Origin of the sequence: Agromyces larvae, assembly GCF_022811705.1 — a bacterium.
Classification (GTDB): Bacteria; Actinomycetota; Actinomycetes; order Actinomycetales; family Microbacteriaceae; genus Agromyces; species Agromyces larvae.
Genome location: NZ_CP094528.1, coordinates 2,070,422 through 2,093,625 on the forward strand (window position 1 = coordinate 2,070,422; position 23,204 = coordinate 2,093,625).

At 72.1% G+C, this 23,204-nt stretch carries 22 protein-coding genes; 4 read left to right on the forward strand and 18 right to left on the reverse strand.

The window, feature by feature from the left end:
* Positions 1-50 precede the first annotated feature (50 nt).
* From MTO99_RS10075 to sucC, 3 genes are all read right to left on the reverse strand, one after another.
* On the reverse strand, positions 51-638 hold the full coding sequence (locus MTO99_RS10075) for a hypothetical protein (RefSeq protein WP_243553490.1): 588 nt from the start codon (positions 636-638) through the stop codon (positions 51-53).
* Positions 639-944: 306 nt separating this feature from the next.
* Positions 945-1,853: a succinate--CoA ligase subunit alpha gene (sucD, locus tag MTO99_RS10080; protein ID WP_243553491.1), complete on the reverse strand. Its 909-nt coding sequence runs from the start codon at positions 1,851-1,853 to the stop codon at positions 945-947.
* Between the two features lie 28 nt (positions 1,854-1,881).
* Positions 1,882-3,051 (reverse strand): ADP-forming succinate--CoA ligase subunit beta, encoded by a 1,170-nt coding sequence (gene sucC, locus MTO99_RS10085; RefSeq protein ID WP_243553492.1) that lies wholly within the window; start codon positions 3,049-3,051, stop codon positions 1,882-1,884.
* Positions 3,052-3,383: 332 nt separating this feature from the next.
* Between sucC and MTO99_RS10090 the strand changes: the two genes are divergently transcribed.
* Positions 3,384-5,018: an FAD-dependent oxidoreductase gene (locus MTO99_RS10090; protein ID WP_243553493.1), complete on the forward strand. Its 1,635-nt coding sequence runs from the start codon at positions 3,384-3,386 to the stop codon at positions 5,016-5,018.
* A 38-nt stretch (positions 5,019-5,056) separates the two neighbouring features.
* On the opposite strand, the gene MTO99_RS10095 is transcribed toward MTO99_RS10090, so the two are convergent.
* The 4 genes from MTO99_RS10095 to MTO99_RS10110 are packed head-to-tail and all read right to left on the reverse strand — an operon-like array spanning position 5,057 to position 9,791.
* The gene (locus MTO99_RS10095; protein WP_243553494.1) at positions 5,057-5,614 is read right to left on the reverse strand and encodes a GNAT family N-acetyltransferase; all 558 of its coding nucleotides are present in this window, start codon (positions 5,612-5,614) and stop codon (positions 5,057-5,059) included.
* A 38-nt stretch (positions 5,615-5,652) separates the two neighbouring features.
* The gene (locus MTO99_RS10100) at positions 5,653-6,747 is read right to left on the reverse strand and encodes an FUSC family protein (RefSeq protein ID WP_243553495.1); all 1,095 of its coding nucleotides are present in this window, start codon (positions 6,745-6,747) and stop codon (positions 5,653-5,655) included.
* A gap of 13 nt (positions 6,748-6,760) precedes the next feature.
* Positions 6,761-7,303 carry an NUDIX domain-containing protein gene (locus tag MTO99_RS10105; RefSeq protein ID WP_243553496.1) on the reverse strand — a complete coding sequence of 181 codons (543 nt, stop codon included), beginning with the start codon at positions 7,301-7,303 and terminating at the stop codon, positions 6,761-6,763.
* 13 nt (positions 7,304-7,316) lie between these two features.
* On the reverse strand, positions 7,317-9,791 hold the full coding sequence (locus MTO99_RS10110) for an ATP-dependent helicase (protein ID WP_243553497.1): 2,475 nt from the start codon (positions 9,789-9,791) through the stop codon (positions 7,317-7,319).
* 128 nt (positions 9,792-9,919) lie between these two features.
* Between MTO99_RS10110 and MTO99_RS10115 the strand changes: the two genes are divergently transcribed.
* Both MTO99_RS10115 and MTO99_RS10120 read left to right on the forward strand, forming a co-directional pair.
* Positions 9,920-11,323, forward strand: a complete 1,404-nt coding sequence (locus tag MTO99_RS10115) for an MFS transporter (protein ID WP_243553498.1) — start codon at positions 9,920-9,922, stop codon at positions 11,321-11,323.
* A complete protein-coding gene (locus tag MTO99_RS10120) occupies positions 11,320-12,165 on the forward strand; it encodes a carbohydrate deacetylase (protein WP_243553499.1) in 846 nt (281 codons plus the stop codon). Before MTO99_RS10115 ends, MTO99_RS10120 begins: the two co-directional genes overlap by 4 nt.
* Before the next feature lie 83 nt (positions 12,166-12,248).
* Here MTO99_RS10120 and MTO99_RS10125 read toward each other — a convergent pair whose 3' ends face one another.
* Together MTO99_RS10125 and MTO99_RS10130 are read right to left on the reverse strand one after the other, a co-directional pair.
* Complete coding sequence (locus tag MTO99_RS10125; RefSeq protein WP_243553500.1) at positions 12,249-13,187, reverse strand: hypothetical protein; 939 nt, start codon at positions 13,185-13,187, stop codon at positions 12,249-12,251.
* 86 nt (positions 13,188-13,273) lie between these two features.
* Positions 13,274-14,326 carry a glycerophosphodiester phosphodiesterase family protein gene (locus MTO99_RS10130; protein WP_243553501.1) on the reverse strand — a complete coding sequence of 351 codons (1,053 nt, stop codon included), beginning with the start codon at positions 14,324-14,326 and terminating at the stop codon, positions 13,274-13,276.
* A 179-nt stretch (positions 14,327-14,505) separates the two neighbouring features.
* Between MTO99_RS10130 and MTO99_RS10135 the strand changes: the two genes are divergently transcribed.
* Positions 14,506-15,309 carry a Bax inhibitor-1/YccA family protein gene (locus MTO99_RS10135; protein ID WP_243553502.1) on the forward strand — a complete coding sequence of 268 codons (804 nt, stop codon included), beginning with the start codon at positions 14,506-14,508 and terminating at the stop codon, positions 15,307-15,309.
* A gap of 138 nt (positions 15,310-15,447) precedes the next feature.
* Here the strand turns inward: MTO99_RS10135 and MTO99_RS10140 are convergent, their stop codons facing one another.
* The 9 genes from MTO99_RS10140 to MTO99_RS10180 form a co-directional block, all read right to left on the reverse strand.
* Positions 15,448-16,779, reverse strand: coding sequence for an RNA polymerase sigma factor (locus tag MTO99_RS10140; RefSeq protein WP_243553503.1), 1,332 nt, complete (start codon positions 16,777-16,779; stop codon positions 15,448-15,450).
* Between the two features lie 19 nt (positions 16,780-16,798).
* On the reverse strand, positions 16,799-17,230 hold the full coding sequence (locus MTO99_RS10145; protein ID WP_243553504.1) for a YciI family protein: 432 nt from the start codon (positions 17,228-17,230) through the stop codon (positions 16,799-16,801).
* Between the two features lie 220 nt (positions 17,231-17,450).
* A complete protein-coding gene (locus MTO99_RS10150; protein ID WP_243553505.1) occupies positions 17,451-18,401 on the reverse strand; it encodes an L-lactate dehydrogenase in 951 nt (316 codons plus the stop codon).
* Between the two features lie 160 nt (positions 18,402-18,561).
* Entirely contained in the window at positions 18,562-19,041 is a 480-nt protein-coding gene (locus MTO99_RS10155; protein ID WP_243559054.1) for a luciferase domain-containing protein, read from the reverse strand.
* Positions 19,041-19,487 carry a nitroreductase family deazaflavin-dependent oxidoreductase gene (locus MTO99_RS10160; RefSeq protein ID WP_243553506.1) on the reverse strand — a complete coding sequence of 149 codons (447 nt, stop codon included), beginning with the start codon at positions 19,485-19,487 and terminating at the stop codon, positions 19,041-19,043. The genes MTO99_RS10155 and MTO99_RS10160 overlap by 1 nt, the downstream gene beginning before the upstream one ends.
* A 233-nt stretch (positions 19,488-19,720) precedes the next feature.
* The gene (gene guaA / locus MTO99_RS10165) at positions 19,721-21,334 is read right to left on the reverse strand and encodes a glutamine-hydrolyzing GMP synthase (protein ID WP_243553507.1); all 1,614 of its coding nucleotides are present in this window, start codon (positions 21,332-21,334) and stop codon (positions 19,721-19,723) included.
* Positions 21,331-21,843, reverse strand: a complete 513-nt coding sequence (locus MTO99_RS10170; RefSeq protein WP_243553508.1) for a DUF3817 domain-containing protein — start codon at positions 21,841-21,843, stop codon at positions 21,331-21,333. Before MTO99_RS10170 ends, guaA begins: the two co-directional genes overlap by 4 nt.
* Positions 21,844-21,893: 50 nt before the next feature.
* Positions 21,894-22,700: an SURF1 family protein gene (locus MTO99_RS10175; RefSeq protein ID WP_243553509.1), complete on the reverse strand. Its 807-nt coding sequence runs from the start codon at positions 22,698-22,700 to the stop codon at positions 21,894-21,896.
* A complete protein-coding gene (locus MTO99_RS10180) occupies positions 22,700-23,188 on the reverse strand; it encodes a cation:proton antiporter regulatory subunit (protein ID WP_243553510.1) in 489 nt (162 codons plus the stop codon). The genes MTO99_RS10175 and MTO99_RS10180 overlap by 1 nt, the downstream gene beginning before the upstream one ends.
* Positions 23,189-23,204: the final 16 nt, after the last annotated feature.

A 23,204-nucleotide genomic window follows, 5' to 3' on the forward strand; every position in this document is an offset into this window, starting at 1 on the left:
CTCCGCCCCCTGCGATGACCATAGCGCCCGGCGCGCGCGGCGGCGGGAACTCAGTGGATGAACGCCTTGGCGAGGATCATCATGAACCCGAACGACGCCGTCGCGATCGCACCGATGAGGCAGACATACCATGCGGCGCCGCGGCGCACGAACGCGATCCAGCCGAGGACGGCGAGCACGAGCACCCCGGACCAGAGCGCCACCCAGAGCGCGGTGTCGTCGTCGACCAGGTCGGTGGCGCCGAGCAGCAGGATGAGCGACGGGATGAGGGCCGAGGCGAGCAACCCGGCCGACCGCCGCAGCGACATCCGGAACGCCTCGCCGATGCCGACGACCCGCTCGTGGTCGAGACCGAGGTGCGCGAGCGTGCCGGCGTAGACGTGCGCCGCCCAGAACACCACGACGGTCACGATCACCGTGGTGAACACGCTCCAGGACGTCTTGCCCGAGAAGCCGGCGACCACCTCGAGACCGGCGACGAGGATCACGCCGTAGACCGCGGCCTCGGTGGCGAAGCTCGCCCGCAGGATCCGGCCCGCCCTCGTGTGCGGATGCGCGATGCGGGAGTCGGGCCCGGGCGCGGGCACGAACCGGGCGGCCTCGTCGTCGGCCGAGGCATCCTCGATGTCGCGCTCCACGCGCCCAGCGTAGCCGCCCCGCCCCGCCGGGTCCCCGCCCCGTCGGGTCCCCGCACCGCCAGGTCCCCGCCCCGCCGGTGCGCTGTACTCCCCCTCGCGCGGTGTACGCAATTCAGGTGCGGAGGTGTGTCGGCACTGCGACACGCCGGGGTGCGGCGCAACACGCCGTGCGCGAACCTGAATTGCGTACACGGTCGGAGGCCGAGAGCCGGGTGCCGGGGGCCGGGGGCCGGACGGGCCGCGGGCGCGGAACGCGAAGGGCGCGGCATCCGGTCGGATGCCGCGCCCTTCGAGCGGATGCGTCGCTTACGCGCCGAGCGCCTCGTAGACCTCGCGCAGCAGGCGCGCGGTCTCGCTCGGGGTCTTGCCGACCTTGACGCCGGCGGCCTCGAGGGCCTCCTTCTTCGCCTGGGCGGTGCCCGCCGAGCCCGACACGATCGCGCCGGCGTGGCCCATGGTCTTGCCCTCGGGGGCGGTGAAGCCCGCGACGTAGCCGACGACCGGCTTGGTGACGTTCGCCTTGATGAAGTCGGCCGCGCGCTCCTCGGCGTCGCCGCCGATCTCGCCGATCATGACGATCGCCTTGGTCTCGGGGTCGGCCTCGAACGCGGCGAGCGCGTCGATGTGCGTGGTGCCGATGACCGGGTCGCCGCCGATGCCGATGGCGGTCGAGAAGCCCAGGTCGCGCAGCTCGTACATCATCTGGTACGTCAGCGTGCCCGACTTCGAGACGAGGCCGATCGGGCCCTTGCCGGTGATGTTCGCCGGGGTGATGCCGACCAGCGCCTCGCCGGGGCTGATGATGCCCGGGCAGTTCGGGCCGATGATGCGGGTCTTGTTGCCCTGCTCCTTCGCGTACGCCCACGCCTCGGCCGAGTCCTGCACGGGCACGCCCTCGGTGATCACGACGAGCAGCGGGATCTCGGCGTCGATCGCCTCGACCATCGCGTCCTTCGTGAAGGCCGGCGGCACGAACGCGATCGACACGTCGGCGCCGGTCTGCTCGATCGCCTCGGCGACGCTCGCGAAGACGGGCAGCTCGATGTCGTTGCCGTCCTTGTCCTGGTGCAGCACGGTGGTGCCGGCCTTGCGGGCGTTGACGCCGCCCACGACCTGGGTGCCCGCCGCCAGCATGCGGGCGGTGTGCTTCGAGCCCTCGCCGCCGGTGATGCCCTGGACGATGACCTTGTTGTCCTTGTTGAGGAAGATCGTCATTGCATGTGTCCTTTCGTCGGCGAAGCGGCTACGCCGCCGTCGATGCCAGCTCGGCGGCCTTGTCGGCGCCCTGGTCCATGTTGTCGGCGAGGGTGACGAGCGGGTGCGCGGCCTCCTCGAGGATGCGGCGGCCTTCGACCACGTTGTTGCCGTCGAGGCGCACGACGAGCGGCTTGTTCGCCTCGCTGCCGAGCTCGGCCAGGGCGCCGACGATGCCCTTGGCGACCTGGTCGCAGGCGGTGATGCCGCCGAACACGTTGACGAACACGCTCTTCACCTGCGGGTCGCCGAGGATGATCGACAGGCCGTTGGCCATGACCTCGGCCGACGCACCGCCGCCGATGTCGAGGAAGTTCGCGGGCTTCACGCCGCCGTGGTTCTCGCCGGCGTATGCGACGACGTCGAGGGTCGACATGACCAGGCCCGCGCCGTTGCCGATGATGCCGACCTCGCCGTCGAGCTTGACGTAGTTGAGGTCGAGCTCCTTGGCCTTCTGCTCGAGCGGGTCGGCGGCGGCCTTGTCTTCGAGCAGCGCGTGGCCGGCGTGGCGGAACTCGGCGTTCTCGTCGAGCGAGACCTTGCCGTCGAGGGCGATGACGTTGCCGTCTTCATCGAGGATGAGCGGGTTGACCTCGACGAGCGTCGCGTCCTCGGACTCGTAGACGTCGTAGAGCTTCACGAACACGTCGGCGACCTTGTCGACCAGGTCGGCCGGGAAGTTCGCGGCCTCGGCGATCTCGCGGGCCTTGGCGGGGGTGATGCCGGTGCCGGGGTCGACCTCGACGCGGGCGAGCGCCTCGGGCTTCTCGACGGCGAGCTGCTCGATCTCCATGCCGCCCTCGACGCTGGTCAGCGAGAGGTACGAGCGGTTGGCGCGGTCCAGCAGCACCGAGAAGTAGAACTCCTGCGCGATCTTGGCACCGGCGGCGACCATGACGCGCTTGACGACGTGGCCCTTGATGTCGAGCCCGAGGATGGCCTTGGCGGCCGCTTCGGCCTCGTCGGCGTTCTTGGCGACCTTGACGCCGCCCGCCTTGCCGCGGCCGCCCGTCTTCACCTGGGCCTTGACCACGACGACACCGCCGAGCTGCTCGGCGGCCGCACGCACCTCTTCGGGCGTGTCGGCGACGATGCCGGGGAGCACCGGCACCCCGTACTTCTCGAAGAGGTCTCTGGCCTGGTACTCGTAAAGATCCACGCTCTGCTTCCAATCGGTCCGCGCGGGTCACGCGCAGGGATGGTGGGTGAGTTGCCCGGCCTCGAAATCTCTCTCGATGTCGAGATATCCGCGCGGGCCGCCGTCCATGCTACTCCCCCAGCCGTCCGCCTCAGAATCGGGCGCTGATCGGCGCGAGGCCGCGCATCGGTCGCCGCCCGCAACCCCTTCCGCGCGCGGGTCGCGGCCGCGACTCCGGCCGCATGACGGATGCTCCGGGCTCGGCGCCGCGCGCCCGCGTCGGCATCTCGGGGACGGCCGCCGGATTCGCCGGCCCCCTCCCGTTCGACGGCGGAACGCAGGAGGATGGCGATATGGGTGACACCACCGTTCAGCCCGACCTCACCGACTCCCAGTGGCAGCGACTGCTCGCCTACGGCGTGCCGTCCGATGCCGCCGAGGGCGAGGTGCTGTTCCGCGCGGGCGATGCGTGGGCCGATCTCATCCTCGTCGAGACCGGCCTGACCGAGGTGGTGCGCGACGCCCTGCCGTGGATGCCCGAGACGCAGATCGCCACGATAGGGCCGCGCGGGTTCCTCGGCGAGCTGGGCCTGCTGAACGGGCAGCGCCCCTTCCTCACCGGCCGGGTCGTCTCCCCGGGCCGCATCCGGCGGATCGACCGTCCGGCGCTTCAGCGGCTCATGGCCGAGGACGACGAACTGTGCGATCTGCTGCTGCACACGCTGTGGGCCAGGCGCGAGTTCCTGCGCGCCGGGCCCGCCGCGCTCTCGCTGAAGATCGTGGCCTCATCGAGCGCGTCCGCCGGCCTCGCGCTGCGCCGCTACGCCGAACGGCTCGACCTCGTCTACACGTGGGTGGAGGCCGACGACCCCGGCAACGCCGAGCTGCTCGCGACGCACGGGTACCGACGCGACGACATGCCCGTCGCGATCATCCAGGGCGAGCCCCTCTCGAACGCGACTCCCGGCGAGGTCTCCGCGGCCCTCGGGCTCGCCTACACGAACGACGACGAGACGCCCGCCGACCTCGCCGTCGTCGGAGGCGGGCCGGCCGGGCTCGCCGCCGCGATCTACGGCGCGTCCGAGGGGCTGCGCACCGTGCTGCTCGACTCCATCGCACCCGGCGGCCAGTCGGCCGCGACCTCGCGAATCGAGAACTACCTCGGATTCCCGTTCGGGGTCTCGGGTGACACCCTCACCGACCAGGCCTCGCTGCAGGCGCTGAAGTTCGGAGTCAGAGTGTTCGCGCCCTGCGAGGCCGCCGCCCTCGAGTGGTCGACCGATCCCCTCGCTCTCGCGCTCGCCGACGGCACCCGGGTGCACGCCCGCGCCGTCATCGTCACGACGGGCGCGCAGTACCGCAGCCTCCCCATCGACCGGTGGGACGAGTTCGAGCGGGGCGGCATCTACCATGCCGCCACCCCGCTGGAGATCCGGCAGGTCGCGGGCGAGCCGGTCGTCGTGATCGGGGGTGCGAACTCCGCGGGGCAGGCGGCGCTCGCGCTCGCTGCGAACGGATGCTCCGTCCGGCTGGTCGTCCGCGGCGACGGGCTGTCGGCGGCGATGTCGAGCTACCTCGTCGACCGCATCACCGAGGACCCGCGCATCCGCATCCACACCGGCACCCGCGTCACCGGGCTGCACGGCGACTCCTCGCTCGAGCGCGTGACGCTGTCGGGCGCGACGAGCGAGGTCGTCGAGTGCCGGGGCCTGTTCTGCTTCATCGGCGCCGACCCCGCGACGGACTGGATCCGTCAGCTCGACCGCGACGACCACGGATTCCTGCGCACCGGGACCGATATCGTGCGACTCGACCCCGCGTGGGGGTCGATGCGTCGCGCCCCGCTGCCGTTCGAGACGAGCCTGCCGCGAGTGTTCGCGGCGGGGGATGTGCGCCGGGGGTCGATGAAGCGCGTCGCTGCGGCCGTCGGCGAAGGCTCGAGCGCGGTCGCGTCGGTGCATCTCGCGCTCTCCGACCTGCCGGGCTGACGCGGGAGCGCGGGACACGCACGGACGGAGACGAACCCCTACGCGAGCACGCGTTCGATCGTCTCGGGCGCGAGCGGCCGGTCGGCGAACACCAGCCGCACGGCATCGGGGTCGGGGTTGCCCGCGTCGGGCCCCCTCGACACGAGCTCGAACCCCAGCCGCTCGGCGACGCGCCGCGAGCCCTCGTTGTGCTCGAGCAGGTAGGCGACGATCGGCACGCTGGCGTCGAGCTCACGCGCGGCGCCGATCGCCGCACGGGCGAGCTCCTGCGCGAAGCCATCGCCCCACGCCCTGCGGTCGAGCCGGTAGTACAGGTTCCACCACTCGCCGCGCCGACTGCAGCCGCCGATGCCGATCAGCCGGCCGTCGGCCGGATCGCGGGCGACCCAGTAGTCGAGACCCACGTCGCGCCACCCCGCGTCGATCCCGGCGAGCATCGCACGCGTCTGGGCGAGATCGGTGTGCCGACCCGACGGCAGATGCTCCCACACCGCGGGATCGGCGTGCAGGTCGTGCAGGTCGGCGAGGTCGGCACCGTCCGGGCGATCGAGCCGCAGCCGGTCGGTGCGCAAGTGCTCGAGGGCCGGATCGCTCACTCGTTCAGGGTATCGATCGCGCGCCCGAGCACCGGCGCTCATCCGCGCCTGGACCCGATCGCGCGCCCGGCGAGCACCATGACGATGCCGACCCCGCACCCGAGCACGGTCTCGACGAGCCGGTCGACGAGCAACGGCCCGACCGCCGTCGGCTGCGCGAGGTGCGCGACGCAGAGCGCGAGCGGCGTGATGAACACGAGCGCGGTGCCGTAGTGCCGCCCGACGAACACCTCGGCGCCGAACTGCGCGACGGCGACCACGAGCACCAGCACCCACGCCGCGGGATCGGGCCAGAGCACGAGCGCGGTGACCCCGACGCCGACGGCGGTGCCGAGCACGCGGTGCCATGCCCGCGCGAACGAGTGCGCCGCACCGGCCGGCGGGATCACGGCGGACACGCTCACCACCGCCCAGTACGGATGCCCGATGCCGAGCAGCAGGGCGGCGGCACCCGCGGCCAGCGCCCCGACGACGTGCTGGCCGATCGCGAGCCACACGCGCGGGTCGGCGAGCGCGGCCCACCGCACCGGCGTCGGCGCGCGCAGCGGCTTGAACCGCCCCGGCCCGAACAGGCGCCGCAGCAGCCACCCCGACAGGCTCACCGCCCACGCGAACAGCGCCGACCCGGCGGCGATGCCGACCCGGGTCCAGCCTTCGTCGGCGGGCGCCGGCACGCTCGCGCAGACGAGCAGCGCGAAGACGAAGAAGAGCGGGGTCGGGGGCCCGAGGCGTGCGACGTTGACGGTGAGCAGGCCCCCGACGAGCACGCCGACGAGTGCGACCGCGACGCCCGCGGTGCCGGCGTCGGAGACCGAGAGCCAGAGGCCGGCGCCGACGCTCGCGACGAGCCCGACGGCCGCGACGGTGAGCGTGCGCACCCGGCCGCGGTACGCCTCGCCGCGGCCGAAGATCGCGGTCATGCCGCCGAAGGCGGCGTACGGCGCCCACTCCACGCGCCCCGCCGCGAGGAGGATCGCGAGCGGCACCGCGGCCGCGACGGCGGCACGTGCGGCCACCTCGATATCGAGCGCCCGGATGTCGCGCCACCAGGCGCGGCGCGCGCCCGGAGCATCCGCGGGCCGCCCCTCACCGCCGGGCGTCCCGCCCGCCGGTTCGGCCCGCCCGCCGCTCATGCCGGTCGGCCGCTCACGCCACTCGGCCGAGCGCGATCGCCGCGTACATGAGCGCGGCGACCGTCTCGCCGTCGGTGATCTCGCCGGCCCGGAGCATCCGCACCACCTCGGCCCACGGCACCGCCCGCACGTCGCTGATGCCCTCCTCGCCCTGGTGGTGCGCCGCGTCGGCGGCGGCGCGCAGCCCGGTGGCGAGGAACACCGTCTCGGGTGCGCGGGCGATGCCGTTCAGCGCGTGCATGCGGCCGATCTCGCGCCAGTCTGATGCCTCGTACCCGGTCTCCTCGAGGAGTTCGCGTCGCGCGGCGAGGAGCGCGTCCTCGCCGTCGGTGCCGCCCGCGGGCACCTCGACGGTCTCGCCGACCGTGTGGCGGTCGATGGTGACGAGCAGCACCTCGTCGGCGTCGGTCACCGCGACCACGAACACCGCCGGGTTCGCCATCTCGACGACGCCGTAGATGCCGGCGGCGCCGTCGGGCTTCACCACCTCGTCTTCGACGACGCGGATCCATCGGTTCTCGTAGACGGTGCGACTCGCACGCACGGGCCAGTTCATCGAGCTTCGGGCCTCACAGCTTCTCGATGGGTGCGATCTTGATGAGCAGCTTCTTCGCGCCGACCCGGTCGAACGCGACGTGCGCGATGCGCTTCGAGCCCTCGCCGGTGACCTGGTTCACGGTCCCTTCGCCGAAGTCGGAGTGCCGGATCCGGTCGCCCGCGTCGAGGGTGAGGTCGCCGTTGTCGCGCACGTTCGCGGTGACCTTGTTCGCCCACTCGGTCTTCGTCGCGGCCGACCGGGTGACGCTGAACCGTTCGAGGTCGCGGTCGCGGGTGCCCCACGCGCCGCCCGGACCGCCGCCGGGACGGCGGGCGTTCAGGGCGCGCGGCTGGGTGCCGCCGCGGCTCGTCGCCATCCCCGGCGACTGCTTCCAGTCGACGAGGTGCTCGGGGATCTCTTGGAGGTAGCGGCTCGGCATCGCGACGGAGACCTCGCCGAACTGCGCGCGGCTCATCGCGAGCGACAGGTACAGGCGCTTGCGCGCGCGCGTGATGCCGACGTAGAACAGCCGTCGCTCCTCGGCGGGGCCGCCGGGCTCGGTCGCCGACATCTGGTGCGGCAGCAGCCCCTCTTCGAGGCCGGTCAGGAACACGGCGTGGTACTCGAGGCCCTTCGCGGTGTGCAGGGTCATCAGCGACACGGTTCCGGATGCGTCGTCGAGTTCGTCGGCCGCCGCCACGAGCGACACCTGGGTGAGGAAGTCGACGAGGGTCGCGCCCGGGTTCTCGCGGTCGAAGTCGCGGGTCTGGGCCACGAGCTCCTCCACGTTCTCGGCGCGGGTCTCGTCTTGCGGGTCGCGGCTGTTGCGCAGCGCTGCGATCAGCCCGGATGCCTCGAGCAGGTACACGAGCACGTCGCTGACCTTCGCGGCGCCCTCGTTGGTGCCCTCGTCGAGCCCGCGCTGCGACGGCACCAGCATCGCCGCCGCCTGGTCGAGCACGTCGGCGAGCCCGGCGATCGCCCCACGGACCTTCGGGCCGAGCCCGAGCTCGGCGGCCGAGCGCATCGCCTGGCGGAACGAGATCTCGTTCTGCTCGGCGAACTGGGCGATCGCGGTCTCGGTGGCCGGCCCGATCCCGCGCTTGGGGGTGTTCAGGATGCGACGCAGCGCGAGCTCGTCGAGCGGATTCGCGACCGCCGTCAGGTACGCCATCGCGTCCTTGATCTCGGCGCGCTCGTAGAACTTGGTGCCGCCGACCACCCGGTACGGCAGCGCCGACCGCACGAAGATCTCCTCCAGCGCACGGGTCTGCGCGTTGGTGCGGTAGAACACCGCGATGTCGCGGTAGGCGACGCCGGCGCGGTGCAGCGTCTCGATCTCGTCGGCGATGAACTGCGCCTCGTCGTGCGCGGTGTACCCGGTGTAGCCGACGATCTTCTCGCCGTCGCCGTCGGCCGTCCACAGCTTCTTGTCCTTGCGGTCGAAGTTGTTCTGGATGACCGCGTTCGCCGCCGAGAGGATGTTCTGCGTCGACCGGTAGTTCTGTTCGAGCAGCACGACCTTCGCGCCCGGGAAGTCGCGCTCGAACTCCGAGATGTTGCGGATGTCGGCGCCGCGGAACGCGTAGATCGACTGGTCGCTGTCGCCGACCACGGTGAGCGACGCGCCGGGGATCTCGCCGTGCTCGTCGGTGAGGCCGCGCACGAGGATGCCGTGCGCGTCGAGCTCGTCGACGACGGCCTTCTCGACCGGGCGGGTGAGCTCGCGGATGAGCGCGTACTGGGCGTGGTTGGTGTCCTGGTACTCGTCGACCAGGATGTGCCGGAACCGCCGCTGGTAGAGCGCCGCGACCTTCGGGAACGCCCGGAACAGGTAGACCGTCTCGGCGATGAGGTCGTCGAAGTCGAGCGCGTGCTGATCGCGCAGCCGCCGCGAGTACTGCCGGAAGATCTCGCAGAACACCGCCTCTTGCGGGTCGTTCAGGTTCGCGTTGCGCGCGTAGGCGTCGGCGTCGGCGAGCTCGTTCTTCAGCTTCGAGATCTTCGCCTGCGCACCGGCGGGCGTGAACCCCATGGTGTCGGCGTCGAGCTCTTTGATGATGCGCTTCAGCATCGTGCGGGTGTCGGCCGAGTCGTAGATCGTGAACGTCGACGACATGCCGAGCGACTCGGCCTCGCGCCGCAGGATGCGCACGCACGCCGAGTGGAACGTCGAGATCCACATGCCCGACGCGCCGTCGCCGAGCAGGTGCTGCACGCGCTCGCGCATCTCGGCGGCCGCCTTGTTCGTGAACGTGATCGCGAGGATCTGGCTCGGCCACGCCTCGCGGGTCTCGATGAGGTGCGCGATGCGGTGGGTGAGCACGCGCGTCTTGCCCGAGCCGGCGCCCGCGACGATGAGCAGTGCGGGGCCGCGGTATTCGACGGCTTCGCGCTGCTGCGGGTTGAGCCCGTCGGTGAGATGCGAGCCGGAGGGGCCGGAAGAAGCGGGCGCGGCGGCCTCGCGCCAGCCCGCGGGATCGTCTGGGTCGAGGATCAGCGTCATGTCCCGTCAAGTCTAGGCGGGGCATCCGACACCCGAACCGTCCACCTGCGAGTAGCCTGGCCGCCACGTGCGCATGCGACCCTCCGGCTGCGCGCACCCGACAGCGTCGTCCACCCGAACGAGGAGCCATGCCCGACCCCATCACCGCGTCCGCGTCCGCTCCGCCCGCCGCCCGTGCCACCCCGCCGTGGCGGTACGCGATCGGCATGTTCGGCACCTCGATCCCGATCAACATGATCAAGGGGTCGATGATCCTCTTCTACGTCGACATCCTCGGCCTCGACGTCCGCGTCTACGGCGCGGTGATGGTGGTCTACGCCGTGGTCGACGCGATCGACAACCCGGTGCTCGGGTACCTCTCCGACCGCACCCGCACGCGGTTCGGTCGCCGCCGGCCCTGGCTCGTCATCGGGGCGCCGCTGCTCGCGGCATCCATGATCGCGTTCTTCTCGGCGCCGGCCTCGCTCGACGGGCTCGGGCTGGTGATCTGGTTCGCCGTGTTCGCGATCCTCTGCGAGGCGTTCGACTCCATGCTGAACGCGAACTACGGCGCCCTGCTGCCCGAGCTGTTCCCCCAGGAGCGGCGGCGCGCGGTCGCCAACTCGCTGCGCCAGGGGTTCCAGCTGGCGGCCCTGGTCATCTCGCTCGCGGTGACGCCGCTGCTGACCACCAAGGTGTTCGGCACCGAGGCGACGACGACCGGCTTCACCGTCACGGCGACGATCTACGGCGCGATCGCGGTAGCGGTCATCCTCTTCATGGCGTTCAGCGCGAAGGAGAACCCGCGGTACTCGACCGTCGAGCGGCCGCGGTTCTTCCGGACGATCGGGGCGATCCTCGCGAACCCGCGGTTCTGGACCATCGGCGTCGCGGGCGCCTGCTACGGCTCCGCCATGGCGCTGGTGCTCGCCGGGCTGCAGCTCTACGTGCGCTACTCGCTCGGGCTGCCCGTCTCGGACGCGCTGTTCCTCCAGGCCGCCGTGATCCTCGTGTCGGTGCTCGGCCTCGTCGGCTGGACCCAGGTGGTGCGCCGCAAGGGCGCGGCCTTCACCTGGCGGCTCGCGTTCGTGCTGCTCGCGGCGAGCTTCGTGCCGCTGTTCTTCGCGAACAGCCTGCTCACCGCGATCCTCGCGGGCGCGCTCGTCGGCGTGGGCTACTCGGGCATGCTCGCGACGAACGACCTCATCGTCGCGCGCGTGCTCGACGACGACGCGCGCCGCCACGGCGAGCACCGCGAGGGGCTGTTCCTCTCGGCGTTCGGCTTCTTCGGGCGGCTGAACGGGATCGTCACCGGCCTCGCGCTCGCCTCGCTCGGCCTATTCTTCGGCTACTGGTCGGGCGACGACCCCGGCACGGCGCCCGACCTCGCGTTCCGCGTGTTCCTCTGCGTCTACCCGTTCGTGCTCACGGTGATCGGCGCGGTGCTCGCCCGGTTCATCCGCGTGCCCGACGGGCTCGACGAACGACGCGCCGACACGGGCGCCGATCTCGCCGAGACCGCGGCCCGCGCCGCCGAGGAGGTCGACGGGTGACGCGTCGCCTCGTGCTCACGGCCGACGACCTCGGCCGCGACGAGGCGACGAGCGCCGCGATCGCCGAGCTCGCCGCCGACGGGGCGATCACCGCCACGACCGCGATCGTCGTCTCGCCGTTCGCCCGCGCTGCGGTCGACGCGGTGCGCACCGCTGGCCTCGAACCGCGCCTGCACGCCACCCTGTCGAGCGAGCGCGGCGTACCGTCGTGGCATCCGCTCACCTCCGGCCGCTCGCTCGGCGACGCCGACGACGCATCCCTGCCCGAGGACGCCCGGCAGGTGGGCGAGCGCGCCGAACCCGACGAGGTCGCGGCCGAACTCGCCGCGCAGCTCGACCAGCTGCGCGCGCTCGGTGCCCGGCCCGCGGCGATCGACTCGCACGCCGGCACCCTGTACGGGCTCACCGGGCGCTCGTTCCTGCCCGAAGCGCTCGCGCTCTGCGCGCGCGAGGGGCTCGGGTTGCGGCTGCCCCGCTCGCTCGCGCCCTACCTCGCCGCAGGCGGCGGGCACCGCACCGAGGTCTCCGCGGAGGTCGCGACCGCGCACGCGCACGCGGTCGCAGCGGCGGATGCCACGGGCGTGCCGATCCCCGCGGCGATGATCACGAACCGACGCCGCGCCGTCGATCTCGGCGACTACCGCGCGCTGCTCGACGACGTGCGCCGGATGCTCGGCGGCCTGCCCGCGGGCACGAGCGAGCTGTTCCTGCACCCGGCGCCCGACGGGACCCTCGCCGGCGACGCCGGGGCGGTGCGCGCGTGGGAGCTGCGACTGCTGCGCGACCCCGCCCTCCGCGCCGCGATCGACGCCGAGGGGCTCGAGCTCGTCGCGAGCTGGTGACCTCGGGAAGGCGCTGAGCTCGAGTCGGCGCTGAGCTCGGCTCGGCGCTCGGGCCGAGGCGATAGCTCAGACCGAGGCCGCGCTCAGGTCGCGGTGCGCGGCCGCCACCGCACCGCGAGCAGCACGCCGACGACCGCGAGCAGTGTGCCGAAGCCGGCCGCGAACCAGCCCGTCGACGCGGGGAGCTCGAGGGCCGTCGTGACGCCGAGGATGCGCGCCACGCCCCACGGCAGCATCCCCAGCTCGTCGTTCCACATCGTCGACGACCGCTCGAGCCCGACGATCGCGACGACGAGCGACGGCAGCGCCAGCCCGGCGCCGACCGCCGCGAGCACCGACCCCGTCGCACGGCGCACGCCGATCTGGGTCGACAGCGCCCACCCGGCCGCCACGAACACCCACACGAACAGGGCGAAGGCGATCGCGATGGAGCCGACGCGCGCCACGGGGTCGGTCCAGAACGCGTCCCAGTACCCGCCGGGGCCGGTGAACGACAGCGCGACGAGGGTGACGATGCAGCGCAGCACCACGACCCCGCCGACGGCCGCGATCACCGGCCACGGAGAGCGCCGCCAGACGCAGAGCCGCAGGACGATCGCGAACACCGCCCACGCGCCCAGCACGACCGCGAGGTGGGTCCACGACAGGAACGACGTCTGCACCGCCCGGGTCGCGACGAGCAGCGCGACCGGCACGAGGAACAGCAGCCACAGGTCGAGCGAGTCCAGGCCGAGCGTCGACTCCCGTGCCCGCCACGGGCGGGACGCCGCGAGCCAGGACGCCCGCGCGCCCGCGGCGCCCGGGCGGCGGACGAGCCGGGTGCGCACCGATGCCGCGCCGATCACGACCCACGCGAGCGCGAGCACCAGGAGGACGCGGGCGGCCCAGGCCACCGCGAGGTCGCGGTCGCCGCGACCGACGCCGAGCGTGTCGCCCACGACGACGCCGATGCCCGCCCCGAAGCCCACCAGGACGAGGGCGACCACCACGGCGAGGATGCCGCGCCGGGTCGCCTTCGTCATCCGCTCATCCTATTCGCGCGACCGAGCCCGACGTATGCCGCCCCGCCCGCCCCTGCTCCCGCCGGCGGGCCCACGCCGCTTGCCGTCTACTCCCCCGCCTCCTCGCGGGCGATCACCCCGAGGTCGGGATGATCGAAGAACACGCCGTCGACGCCGGTCTCGATGACGTCGGCGAACTCCGCCGCCCAATCGCCCCACACCGTGCGCGTCGACCCACGACGATTCGCCGGCGCGAGGAACCGGTTCTCGGGACGCAGCGTCCAGGTGAACACCGCGAGCCCGGCGCCGTGCGCGGCGTCCACGAGATCGGCGCCGGTGAGCACACCCTCCGCGGCCGGCCGTCGTCGCGGCGCCGGGCCGACCAGCCGCGCCTTGCCGACGCTGACCCCGTCGAACCGCCCCGCGAGCCCGAGCAGCCCCGCCTCGGTGGCGAACGCGTCGTACGGGGTTGCCGGCGCACCACCCGTGTCGGCCGCGGCGACGAGGTCGGCCGGCGCGCCCGCGCCCTCGAGCAGGAACACCCGTTGGCCGCGGATCCCGAGGTCGCGCAGCCGGTCGAGCACCGTCGGCTCGAACGCCTCCATGATCAGACGTTCGTCGCCGCGACCCCAGCCGACGGCGTCGAGCTCGGCTGCGAACAGCTCGTCGAGCGGCAGGCCCAGGCCGTCGAAGTAGGTCACGTGCTTGAACTCGGCGACCATCCGGAGCATCCGCCCCTGCTCCTCCGACGCCCGCTCGATCACCTCGAACAGGTCGCGCAACCGCATGAGGGGGTAGCGCCCGTCGAAGGACGCGCTCGCCTGCCGCAGCGGGCCGAGTCGCTCGCGAGCGCGCAGCGTCGCGAGCTCGGCCCACGTGAAGTCCTCGGTGAACCAGCCGGTGACCTCGACCCCGTCGATCACACGCGTCGTGCGGCGGCTCTGGAACTCGGCGCGGGTCGCGACATCCGTGGTGCCCGAGATCTCGTTCTCGTGCCGCAGCACGATCACGCCGTCGCGCGTGGCGACCAGGTCGGGCTCGACCGCGTCGGCGCCGAGCGCGAACGCGAGCTCGTAGCTCGAACGCGTGTGCTCGGGCCGGTAGCCGGGCGCGCCGCGATGCCCGATGACGAGCGGATGCTCCGCATGGTCGCGCTCCATCCTCCGAGCGTAGCGAGGGCGGGGCGGGCGGGCGCGGGAACAGCACGCGGATTCACGGCGTTGTCACGGATTGAGACGGGCGGGCCGAGCGCCCGGCCCGGTAGATTGGTCTGAGCGGATGCTCCATCCGCAGGGATTCCCCTCCAACCGACGATCGCCGAAAGCAGAGGAACCATCCGATGGCACTCGACAACCCCGCCTTCTCACGCAACGAGGCGTTCTCGAGGCAGGGCGCCGTGGCCACCGCGCAGGACATGTCCGCGCAGGACCTGAAAGAGCTGTTCGACCAGCCCGCCACGCTTCCCGACCGCGAGGTCATGACCTACGAGGGCACCATCGCCAAGACGCTTGGCGCCTTCGGCGTGATGCTCGTGGCCGCCGGCATCGGCTGGGTGGTCACCCCCGCCGCGCCCTGGCTGTTCTGGGTAGGCTCGATCATCGGCTTCGTGTTGGCGATGGTGAACATCTTCAAGAGGGAACCGTCGCCCGCGCTGATCCTCGCGTACGCGGCCGCTCAGGGCCTGTTCCTCGGCGGCATCTCGCTGATGTTCGAGAGCCAGTGGCAGGGCATCGTCGGCCAGGCTGTGATCGGTACCCTCGCAGTCGTCGGCGTGACCCTCGCGCTCTTCGCGAGCGGCAAGGTCCGTGCCTCGAAGAAGGCCACCAAGATCTTCCTCGTCGCGATGGTCGGCTACCTCGTGTTCTCGCTCGTGAACGTCATCCTGATGTGGACCGGCGTCAACAACGACCCGTGGGGTCTGCTCGGCGCCGAACTGTGGGGCATCCCGGTCGGGCTCATCGTGGGCGTCCTCGTCATCCTGATGGGCGCATACTCGCTGGTGCTCGACTTCGACTTCATCCAGCAGGGCGTGCGCAACCGCGCCCCCAAGAAGTACAGCTGGACGGGCGCCTTCGGCATCATGGTCACCGTCATCTGGCTCTACCTCGAGATCCTGCGGATGCTCGCCATCGCACGCGACTAGCCGCAGCCGCCCATCACGGGCCGTCGTCGTTCCCGGTGCGCCACTTCGGCGGGGTCCGCGCCAGCCGAGCTGGCGCAGAGGGCGCCGAATTGGCGCAGCGGAGGGCAGCGCGAGCGGGCGGATCGTGCGCACTCGGGCTCAGGTGCGGGACGCGGCCTTGGCGAGCAGCACCGCGCGCTCGCGCGCGTTCTGCGCGAGCTGCGCGGCCCGCTCGAACTCGGCACGGGCCTCGTCGTCGCGGCCGAGTCGGGCGAGCAGCTCGCCCCGCACGCTCGGCAGCAAGTGGGATGCCGCGAGCCGGCGATCACCCGCGAGGTCGTCGACGATCGCCAGCGCGACCGACGGTCCGCCGTCGGGCTCGGGCGCCATCGACACCGCGACCGCGCGGTTCAGCCCGACGACCGGTGACGGCGCGAGCCGCAGCAGTCCGTCGTACGCCGCGACGATGCGCGGCCAGTCGGTGGCGTCGACCGACGGCGCGACCGCGTGGCACTCGGCGATCGTCGCCTGCAGCGCGTACGCGCCCAGCCCGGTGCGGCGTCGCTCGGCGAGCCTGCCCGCCCGTGCGAGTGCCGCCCGGCCGTGGGCGATGAGCGTGCGGTCCCAACGGGCGCGGTCCTGGGCGTCGAGCGGGATCGGCTGCCCCGAGGCATCCGTTCGGGCCGGGAACCGCGCCGCCGTCAGCTCCATCAGGGCGACAAGGCCGTGCGCTTCGGGCTCGTCGGGCACGAGCGACGCGACCACCCGGCCGAGCCGCATCGCCTCGCGGGCGAGGTCGGGGCGCATCCACTCGTCGCCGCTCGTCGCCGCATGCGCCTCGGTGAAGACGAGGTAGACCACCGCGAGCACTCCAGCCAGGCGGGTCCCGAACTCGTCGCGGGCCGGCACCTCGAACGGCACGTGTGCATCGGCCAGCGCCTTCTTCGCGCGCACGATGCGCTGCTGCACGGTCGCGGTCGGGGCGAGGAACGCCCGCGCGATCTCCTCCGACGTGAGGCCGCCGACCACGCGCAGGGTGAGCGCGACCTGCGCCTCGCGCGACAGCACCGGGTGGCACGCCGTGAACACGAGCCGCAGCACATCGTCGTCGATGCGGTCGGGATCCCACGGCGCAGCATCCGCCGCCTCCTGCTGCTCGGCCTCGAGGTCGTGCGCGATCGCGGCGAGCCGTTCGTCGTAGCGTTCGCGACGGCGCCAGCCGTCGATCGCCCGGCGCTTGGCGACCGCGGTCAGCCAGGCGCCGGGGTTGCGGGGCACGCCGGTCGACGGCCACTGCTCGAGCGCTTCGGCGAGCGCCTCCTGCGCCAAGTCCTCGGCTTGGCCGAAGTCGCGCGTCATCCGGGTGAGCGTCGCGACGATGCGCGCCGACTCGATGCGCCACACCGCCGCGACGGCGCGCCGCGCGACCTGGTCGTCGGTCGATCCCGACGGCGAGGCATCCGCGCGGCGCGCGCCCGTGGCATCCGTCATACCCTGCGGCGACCCGCGCTCAGCCCTCGGCCGCGCGCTCGGCCTGCTCCTCGCGCCAGCCCTCTTCCTTCTGGATCCACTCGTTGTCCTGGGGGAAGTCCTCGGGGCCGTTGACGCGACGCACCTCGAGGTACGCGCCCGGCCCGAGCGGTGCGCGGGACGCCCACTCGGCAGCCTCCTCCTTCGAGGCGACCTCGATGATCCAGAAGCCGTTGAACAGCTCCCTGATCTCGCCGTAGGGGCCGTCGGTGACGAGCGGCTCCTCGCCCGAGAAGTCGACGACGAAGCCCTCGCTCGCGTCGCTCAGCCCCTCGCCGGCGATCAGCACGCCCGCGTTCATCATCTGCTCGTTGTAGCGGCCCATCGCCTCGATGACCTGCTCGAACGGGATCTGCTCGTACGCCCGCACGCCGGTCTCGTCGGCCCGCATGATCAGCATGTACTTCGACATCGTGTCGTCTCCTCGTGTGTTCGGGTCGCGTGTCGACCCTCTCACCCGATGCGTCGAACGGGAAGGGCGCGGATCGACACCTGCCGCGAAGTTTTCTTCTGCGCCCCTCGCCGCTGCGCCACTTCGGCGGGGTCCGCGCCAGCCGAACTGGCGCGGAGCGCGCCGAACTGGCGCAACGGGCGGCGGGGCCGCTGTCGGGCGGGCGAGCGGGGACCCCGCCTCAGGCGCTCACGCCGACCGACGCGAGCGTCTCGCGGATCGCGTGCGCCGACGCCCGCAGCTTCTGGTCCTCGGCGTACGAGAACGAGGTGCCGACGACGGGGGTCGGCCCCTGCGCGCCGACCAGGCACGGCACGCTGAGCGCGACGCCCGAGATGCCGCGGTAGTCGTCGAGCACCGTCGAGACGGGGATGACGACCTGCTCGTCGTCGACGACCGCCTCGACGATGCGGGCGACGGCGAGACCGATCGCGTAGTTCGTCGCCCCCTTGCCCGCGATCACCCGGTACGCGGCGTCGCGCACCTCGGCGGCGATCTCGTCGAGGTCGGCGGTCGAGAGCCGGTTCGGGCCCGCCCACTCCAGCAGCGGCACCGGCCCGATCATCGCCGTCGACCACAGCGCGAACTCGGTGTCGCCGTGCTCGCCCACGATGTCGGCGTGCACGCTCGCGGTGCCGACACCGAGCCGGCGGCCGAGCAGCCAGCGCAGGCGCGACGTGTCGAGCACCGTGCCCGAGCCGAACACGCGGCCGCTCGGCAGGCCCGTGATCTGCTGGGCGGCGACCGTGAGCACGTCGACGGGGTTGGTCACGAGCAGGATCGTGGCGTCGGGCGCGCGCTCCTGCACCTGCGGCAGGAGTTGCTCGAGGATGCGGATGTTCGTGCCCGCCAACTCGAGCCGGGTCTGCCCGGGCTGCTGCTTCGCACCGGCGGTGACGATCACCAGGTCGCTTCCCTCGAGCACGGCGGGATCGGCTCCGCCGGTGACGGATGCCCCGGTGAACTGCGTGCCGTGCGCGAGGTCGAGCACCTCGGCGTCGACCTTCTCGGCGGCGATGTCGTACAGCGCGACCTCGCGCGCCGACCCGCGGATGAGCGAGGCGTACGCGATGCTCGTGCCCACCGCGCCCGCACCGATGACAGCGACTTTCGAACCCCTGATTCCGGTCACGGTCTCATCCTCTCGCATCGGACCGCGCCTTACGCTACTGAGGACGGACGACTCCCGAATGTCGGACACCCGCGACGACTCGCCGCCGCGCGCGCTCGTGGGCGCGGTGTGTCGTACCAACCATCCGACATTTCGGACGCACCAGGCGCCGAGTATCCGGTCAGCCCGAGGTACCCACCCGCGCGAAGTCGAGCGCCTCGCGGATCAGCTCGAGCACGAACGCGAGCTCGCGCTCGTTGCGAGGCCCGTACACGAACCATTCGGTGCCGTAGTCACCGTATGCATGTGGGATGCCCCATCCGGCGGCAACGATCTCGGTACCGCGGCGGGGCGGCAATACGAGATGCAGGCTCGTATCGCCGACCCCGTGCACGTGCGCGGGCTCGAGACGATCCTCAGGAGGTGCCAGCGACCGCTCCGGCGACGGCGCCTCGACGAGGTCCGCGAGGAGGAATGCGCGAGAGCCCACCGGCGACACCGCACTGTGGCCCTCGACCACGCCGGGAAGCGCAAGCGCATCGTGCACGAGCCTGCCCCAGATCTCAGGCGGCGACTGCTGATCGAGCTGTCGCTGCGGCCCCTCGTCGGAGACGGTCGGCGCGGCACCCGCCCGCATGGGCATTGGTGACAGCCGATGCATCACTCGCTCACGGTCGTGATGCGGAAGACCGGGAAGTCGGATGCCACGTCGAGCAGCCGCTCGTCGGGCGAGTCCTTGTCGAGGCCGTCGAAGAACCGGCCGACCTCCCACGCCCACGCCCGCAGGTACTCGCGCAGGATCGGCGGCTTGTCGGCGTCGGCGAGCTCCACGGCGGTGAACTCCTCGACGCGGCGGCCGTGCTGCAGGCGCCCCGAGCCTGCGGCGCGGAGGTTGCGCACCCAGTGCGTCGTGCCGCGCGGGGCCACGAGGTAGCGCTCGCCGCCGATGCGCAGCGGGTTCACGGGCGTGGTGCGCCACTCGCCGCTCGTGCGGCCGCGAACCGCGAGCACCCGGCTGCCGGCGAGGGGGAGACCGAGCCGGGTCGACAGGCTGACGAGTCCGTTGAACACGCCGTCGGCGCGAGTGGGTCGCACATACTTGGGCATTCGCTCACCCTACTGCCGACCCATGTCGCGGCCACACCCGGCCACCGACGCATTCGTCGAATGTCGGAGGTGCGGGGCGACACGCCGGGTGGGGGCCCGGATGGATCGGCGTGTCGGCTCGCCCCTCCGACATTCGACGAATGTCGGAGGCCGGGGCGCGCCCTATCGGCGACCGAACACGACAAGGGGCGCGGGCCGTCCGGCCCGCGCCCCTCGCGCACGTCACGGGAGACCTACTCCCATTCGATGGTGCCCGGCGGCTTCGACGTGACGTCGAGCACGACCCGGTTGACCTCGGGCACCTCGTTGGTGATCCGGTTCGAGATACGTGCCAGCACGTCGTAGGGCAGGCGGGTCCAGTCGGCGGTCATCGCGTCCTCGGACGAAACCGGCCGCAACACGATCGGGTGGCCGTAGGTGCGGCCGTCGCCCTGGACCCCCACCGAGCGGACGTCGGCGAGCAGCACGACCGGGCACTGCCAGATCTCGGCGTCGAGGCCGGCGGCGCTCAGCTCCTCGCGCGCGATCGCGTCGGCCTCGCGGAGCAGAGCGAGACGATCACGGGTGACCTCGCCCACGATGCGGATGCCGAGGCCGGGCCCCGGAAACGGCTGGCGTCCGACGATCGCCTCGGGCAGCCCCAGCTCGCGGCCGATGGCGCGCACCTCGTCCTTGAAGAGGGTGCGCAGCGGCTCGACCAACTCGAACTGCAGGTCTTCGGGCAGGCCGCCGACGTTGTGGTGGCTCTTGATGTTCGCGGTGCCGGTGCCGCCGCCCGACTCGACGACGTCGGGGTACAGCGTGCCCTGCACGAGGAACTTCACCTTCTCACCGGACGCCGCCGCCGACGCGATCACGTCGCGCTCGGCCTGCTCGAACGCACGGATGAACTCGCGGCCGATGATCTTGCGCTTCTGCTCGGGGTCGGTGACGCCCTCGAGCGCGTCGAGGAACGTGTCGGCGGCATCGACCGTGACGAGGTTGACGCCGGTCGCGGCCACGTAGTCCTGCTGGACCTGCTCGCGCTCGCCCTTGCGCAGCAGCCCGTGGTCGACGAACACCGCGGTGAGCTGGTCGCCGACGGCGCGCTGGACGAGCGCGGTCGAGACGGCCGAGTCGACCCCGCCCGACAGCGCCGAGATGACGCGCGCCGACCCGACCTGCTCGCGGATCCGCTCGACCTGCTCGGCGATGACGTTGCCCGGGTTCCAGTCGGGTGCGATGCCCGCGGCTCGGTGCAGGAAGTTCTCCAGCACGCTCTGCCCGAACTGCGAGTGCTTCACCTCGGGGTGCCACTGCACGCCGTAGAACTTCTTCTCGTCGTTCGCGAACGCGGCCACCGGCGTCGACGCCGTCGAGGCGAGCACCTCGAAGCCCTCGGGCGCGACCGAGACCGAATCGCCGTGGCTCATCCACGTGACCTGGTGCTCGGGCTGGCCGCCGAGCAGCACGTTGCCGTCGTCGGCGCGCACGGTCGTCTCAGTCGAGCCGTACTCGCGCAGACCGGTGTGCGCGACCTCGCCGCCGAGCTGGCGCGCCATCACCTGGAAGCCGTAGCAGATGCCGAGCGTCGGCACGCCGAGTTCGAGGATCCCCTCGTCGAGCGACGGCGCCCCCTCCTCGTACACCGACGACGGGCCACCCGACAGCACGATGCCGATCGGGTTCTTCGCCGCGACCTCTTCTGCGGTGATCGTGTGCGGCACGATCTCGGAGTAGACGGATGCCTCGCGCACCCGCCGCGCGATGAGCTGCGCGTACTGGGCGCCGAAGTCGACGACGAGCACCGGGCGGTGCGCGGTGCCCTGGTCGGGGGCGGCGCCCGGCTCGGTCTGGGATTCGGTCACTGGGCTGCCTCCACGGACGGCTGATCGGAATCGGATGCCTCGGCGCCGTCGTTCGTCGCGGCCTGCGCCGCGGCATCCGCCTCACGACGCTCGAGGTAGGTGCGCACCTCGCGGCCGATACGCGCCTCGAGGATGAACGACAGGAACGGGACGATGCCGCCGAGCGCGATCAGGATGAACCGGCTGAACGGCCAGCGCATGAGGCTCCAGAGGCGGAAGTCGCTGAACAGGTAGACGACGTAGAACCAGCCGTGCACGATGAGGATGCCCGTCGAGAGGTTCACCCCGTCGCCGGTCGACTCGAGCCCCGTCACCGTCTCGAGCACCGGCTGGAAGCTCAGGAAGCCGCCCGACCCGAACGCGAACAGCTCGAGGTGGAAGACGTACTTCAGGATCATCTCGGCGCAGAGCAGCAGCAACAGCACACCGGTGATCACCGATGCGACCTGGTAGAGCTTCAGCGCCCCGCGGATGCGCGGCAGATCGGCGGTTTTCGGCTCGAGGGGCATGGATCCATCCTACGTGGCGGATCCGTGAGCAGGCTCGGAGCATGGGGACGTCACGACTGCGGGGCGGACTCCGGGGCCGCGGTCGCCTGCGCGGCGGCGAGCTCGGCCTCTTCGCGTTCGCGCTGCACGGCGTCGCGCACGAGCCGGTACCAGAGGAAGATCGCGAACCCCGCGAACACCACCCACTCGACCGCGTAGAAGATGTTCAGCCAGTTCAGCTCGGCCTCCGCTTCGGGCGGCGGCGACGAGATCGCCTCGAGCCCGGGCGCCGGCTCGGCCGCGGTGACGTAGCCGAAGTACACGGGGCGGTCGTCGAAATCTGCCCACAGGTTGATCAGCGCCGCCACCGACACCGTCGACATCGCGTGCGGGTCGCCGTCGTGATCGGGGTCGGTGGGCGGTTCGCTCGGCAGGAAGCGCCCGATCACGCGCACCGGTTCGGCAGCGTCGACGGATGCCTCGAAGCGATCGAGTGCGGACTGCGCCGTCTCGACGTCGGACGCCCACCCGAGCGCGATCGGCAGACCCCCCGGCGGAGCATCCGTCACCTCGAGGTGCGCGACCACCCACGTGCCGAGCACGCCGTCGTTGAGCCGACCATCGATGAGCACCGTGTCGCCCGGCACGTACGCGCCCTGCACCTCGACCCGCTGCCCCGTCGACGTCTGCAGGGTCGGACCGTCGGGCTCGGCGACCCCGGCGAACGGCCGCACCTCCTCGGTCGGCCGCTCGACCACCGTCGCCTGCTCGACCGCCCGCTCGAGCTGCCACTGCCCGAGCAGCGCGAACCCGGCGGCGACCGCGAGCGCGGCGAGGAGCGCGAGCACCCAGCGCGGGCGCAGCATCATGCGGAGCATCAGGCGTCGGCGTCCTCGCCGACATCGTGCATGATCGCGTGGAACACCCGCTGGATGCCCTCCTCCGGGCCGACCGCGATGAGGATGTCACCCGACTGCACGATGAAATCGTCGGGCGGGGAGGGGATGGCCCGGTGCCCGCGCACGAGCGCGACGAGCGACACCCCGTCGATCGTCGGAAGCGAGCCCAGGGGCCGGCCGCCGATCACGTCGTCGTCGTCGACGATCGCCCACGAGATGGGGATGCCGGGCAGATCGTCGAGTTCCGCGATCGATTCGACGATGCGGGTCCCGCCGAGGAGGTCCGCCACCGTCCGGGCCTCGTCCTCCTCGAGCCGGATGTTGACGACCGGCTCGCCCCCGACCTTCGCGATCAGGTCGCTCGCGCCCATGCGGTGGGCGATCACCGAGAGCTCGACGCCGTCGGTCGTCGTGAACGAGTGCATGAGGCCCACGCCCGGCAGATTCACCCGCCTGATCTCCACCATGCTCACGACTCCTCGA

Excerpts from the sequence above, each read along its gene's own strand:
- MTO99_RS10115 (WP_243553498.1), top strand. The coding sequence starts at position 9,920 with ATGCCCGACCCCATCACCGCGTCCGCGTCCGCTCCGCCCGCCGCCCGT.
- MTO99_RS10100 (WP_243553495.1), bottom strand. The coding sequence starts at position 6,747 with ATGAGCGGCGGGCGGGCCGAACCGGCGGGCGGGACGCCCGGCGGTGAG.
- MTO99_RS10130 (WP_243553501.1), bottom strand. The coding sequence starts at position 14,326 with ATGGAGCGCGACCATGCGGAGCATCCGCTCGTCATCGGGCATCGCGGC.
- MTO99_RS10105 (WP_243553496.1), bottom strand. The coding sequence starts at position 7,303 with ATGAACTGGCCCGTGCGTGCGAGTCGCACCGTCTACGAGAACCGATGG.
- MTO99_RS10090 (WP_243553493.1), top strand. The coding sequence starts at position 3,384 with ATGGGTGACACCACCGTTCAGCCCGACCTCACCGACTCCCAGTGGCAG.
- MTO99_RS10140 (WP_243553503.1), bottom strand. The coding sequence starts at position 16,779 with ATGACGGATGCCACGGGCGCGCGCCGCGCGGATGCCTCGCCGTCGGGA.
- MTO99_RS10155 (WP_243559054.1), bottom strand. The coding sequence starts at position 19,041 with ATGCATCGGCTGTCACCAATGCCCATGCGGGCGGGTGCCGCGCCGACC.
- MTO99_RS10160 (WP_243553506.1), bottom strand. The coding sequence starts at position 19,487 with ATGCCCAAGTATGTGCGACCCACTCGCGCCGACGGCGTGTTCAACGGA.
- MTO99_RS10175 (WP_243553509.1), bottom strand. The coding sequence starts at position 22,700 with ATGCTCCGCATGATGCTGCGCCCGCGCTGGGTGCTCGCGCTCCTCGCC.
- MTO99_RS10135 (WP_243553502.1), top strand. The coding sequence starts at position 14,506 with ATGGCACTCGACAACCCCGCCTTCTCACGCAACGAGGCGTTCTCGAGG.
- MTO99_RS10170 (WP_243553508.1), bottom strand. The coding sequence starts at position 21,843 with ATGCCCCTCGAGCCGAAAACCGCCGATCTGCCGCGCATCCGCGGGGCG.
- MTO99_RS10110 (WP_243553497.1), bottom strand. The coding sequence starts at position 9,791 with ATGACGCTGATCCTCGACCCAGACGATCCCGCGGGCTGGCGCGAGGCC.
- MTO99_RS10145 (WP_243553504.1), bottom strand. The coding sequence starts at position 17,230 with ATGTCGAAGTACATGCTGATCATGCGGGCCGACGAGACCGGCGTGCGG.
- MTO99_RS10125 (WP_243553500.1), bottom strand. The coding sequence starts at position 13,187 with ATGACGAAGGCGACCCGGCGCGGCATCCTCGCCGTGGTGGTCGCCCTC.
- MTO99_RS10180 (WP_243553510.1), bottom strand. The coding sequence starts at position 23,188 with ATGGTGGAGATCAGGCGGGTGAATCTGCCGGGCGTGGGCCTCATGCAC.
- sucD (WP_243553491.1), bottom strand. The coding sequence starts at position 1,853 with ATGACGATCTTCCTCAACAAGGACAACAAGGTCATCGTCCAGGGCATC.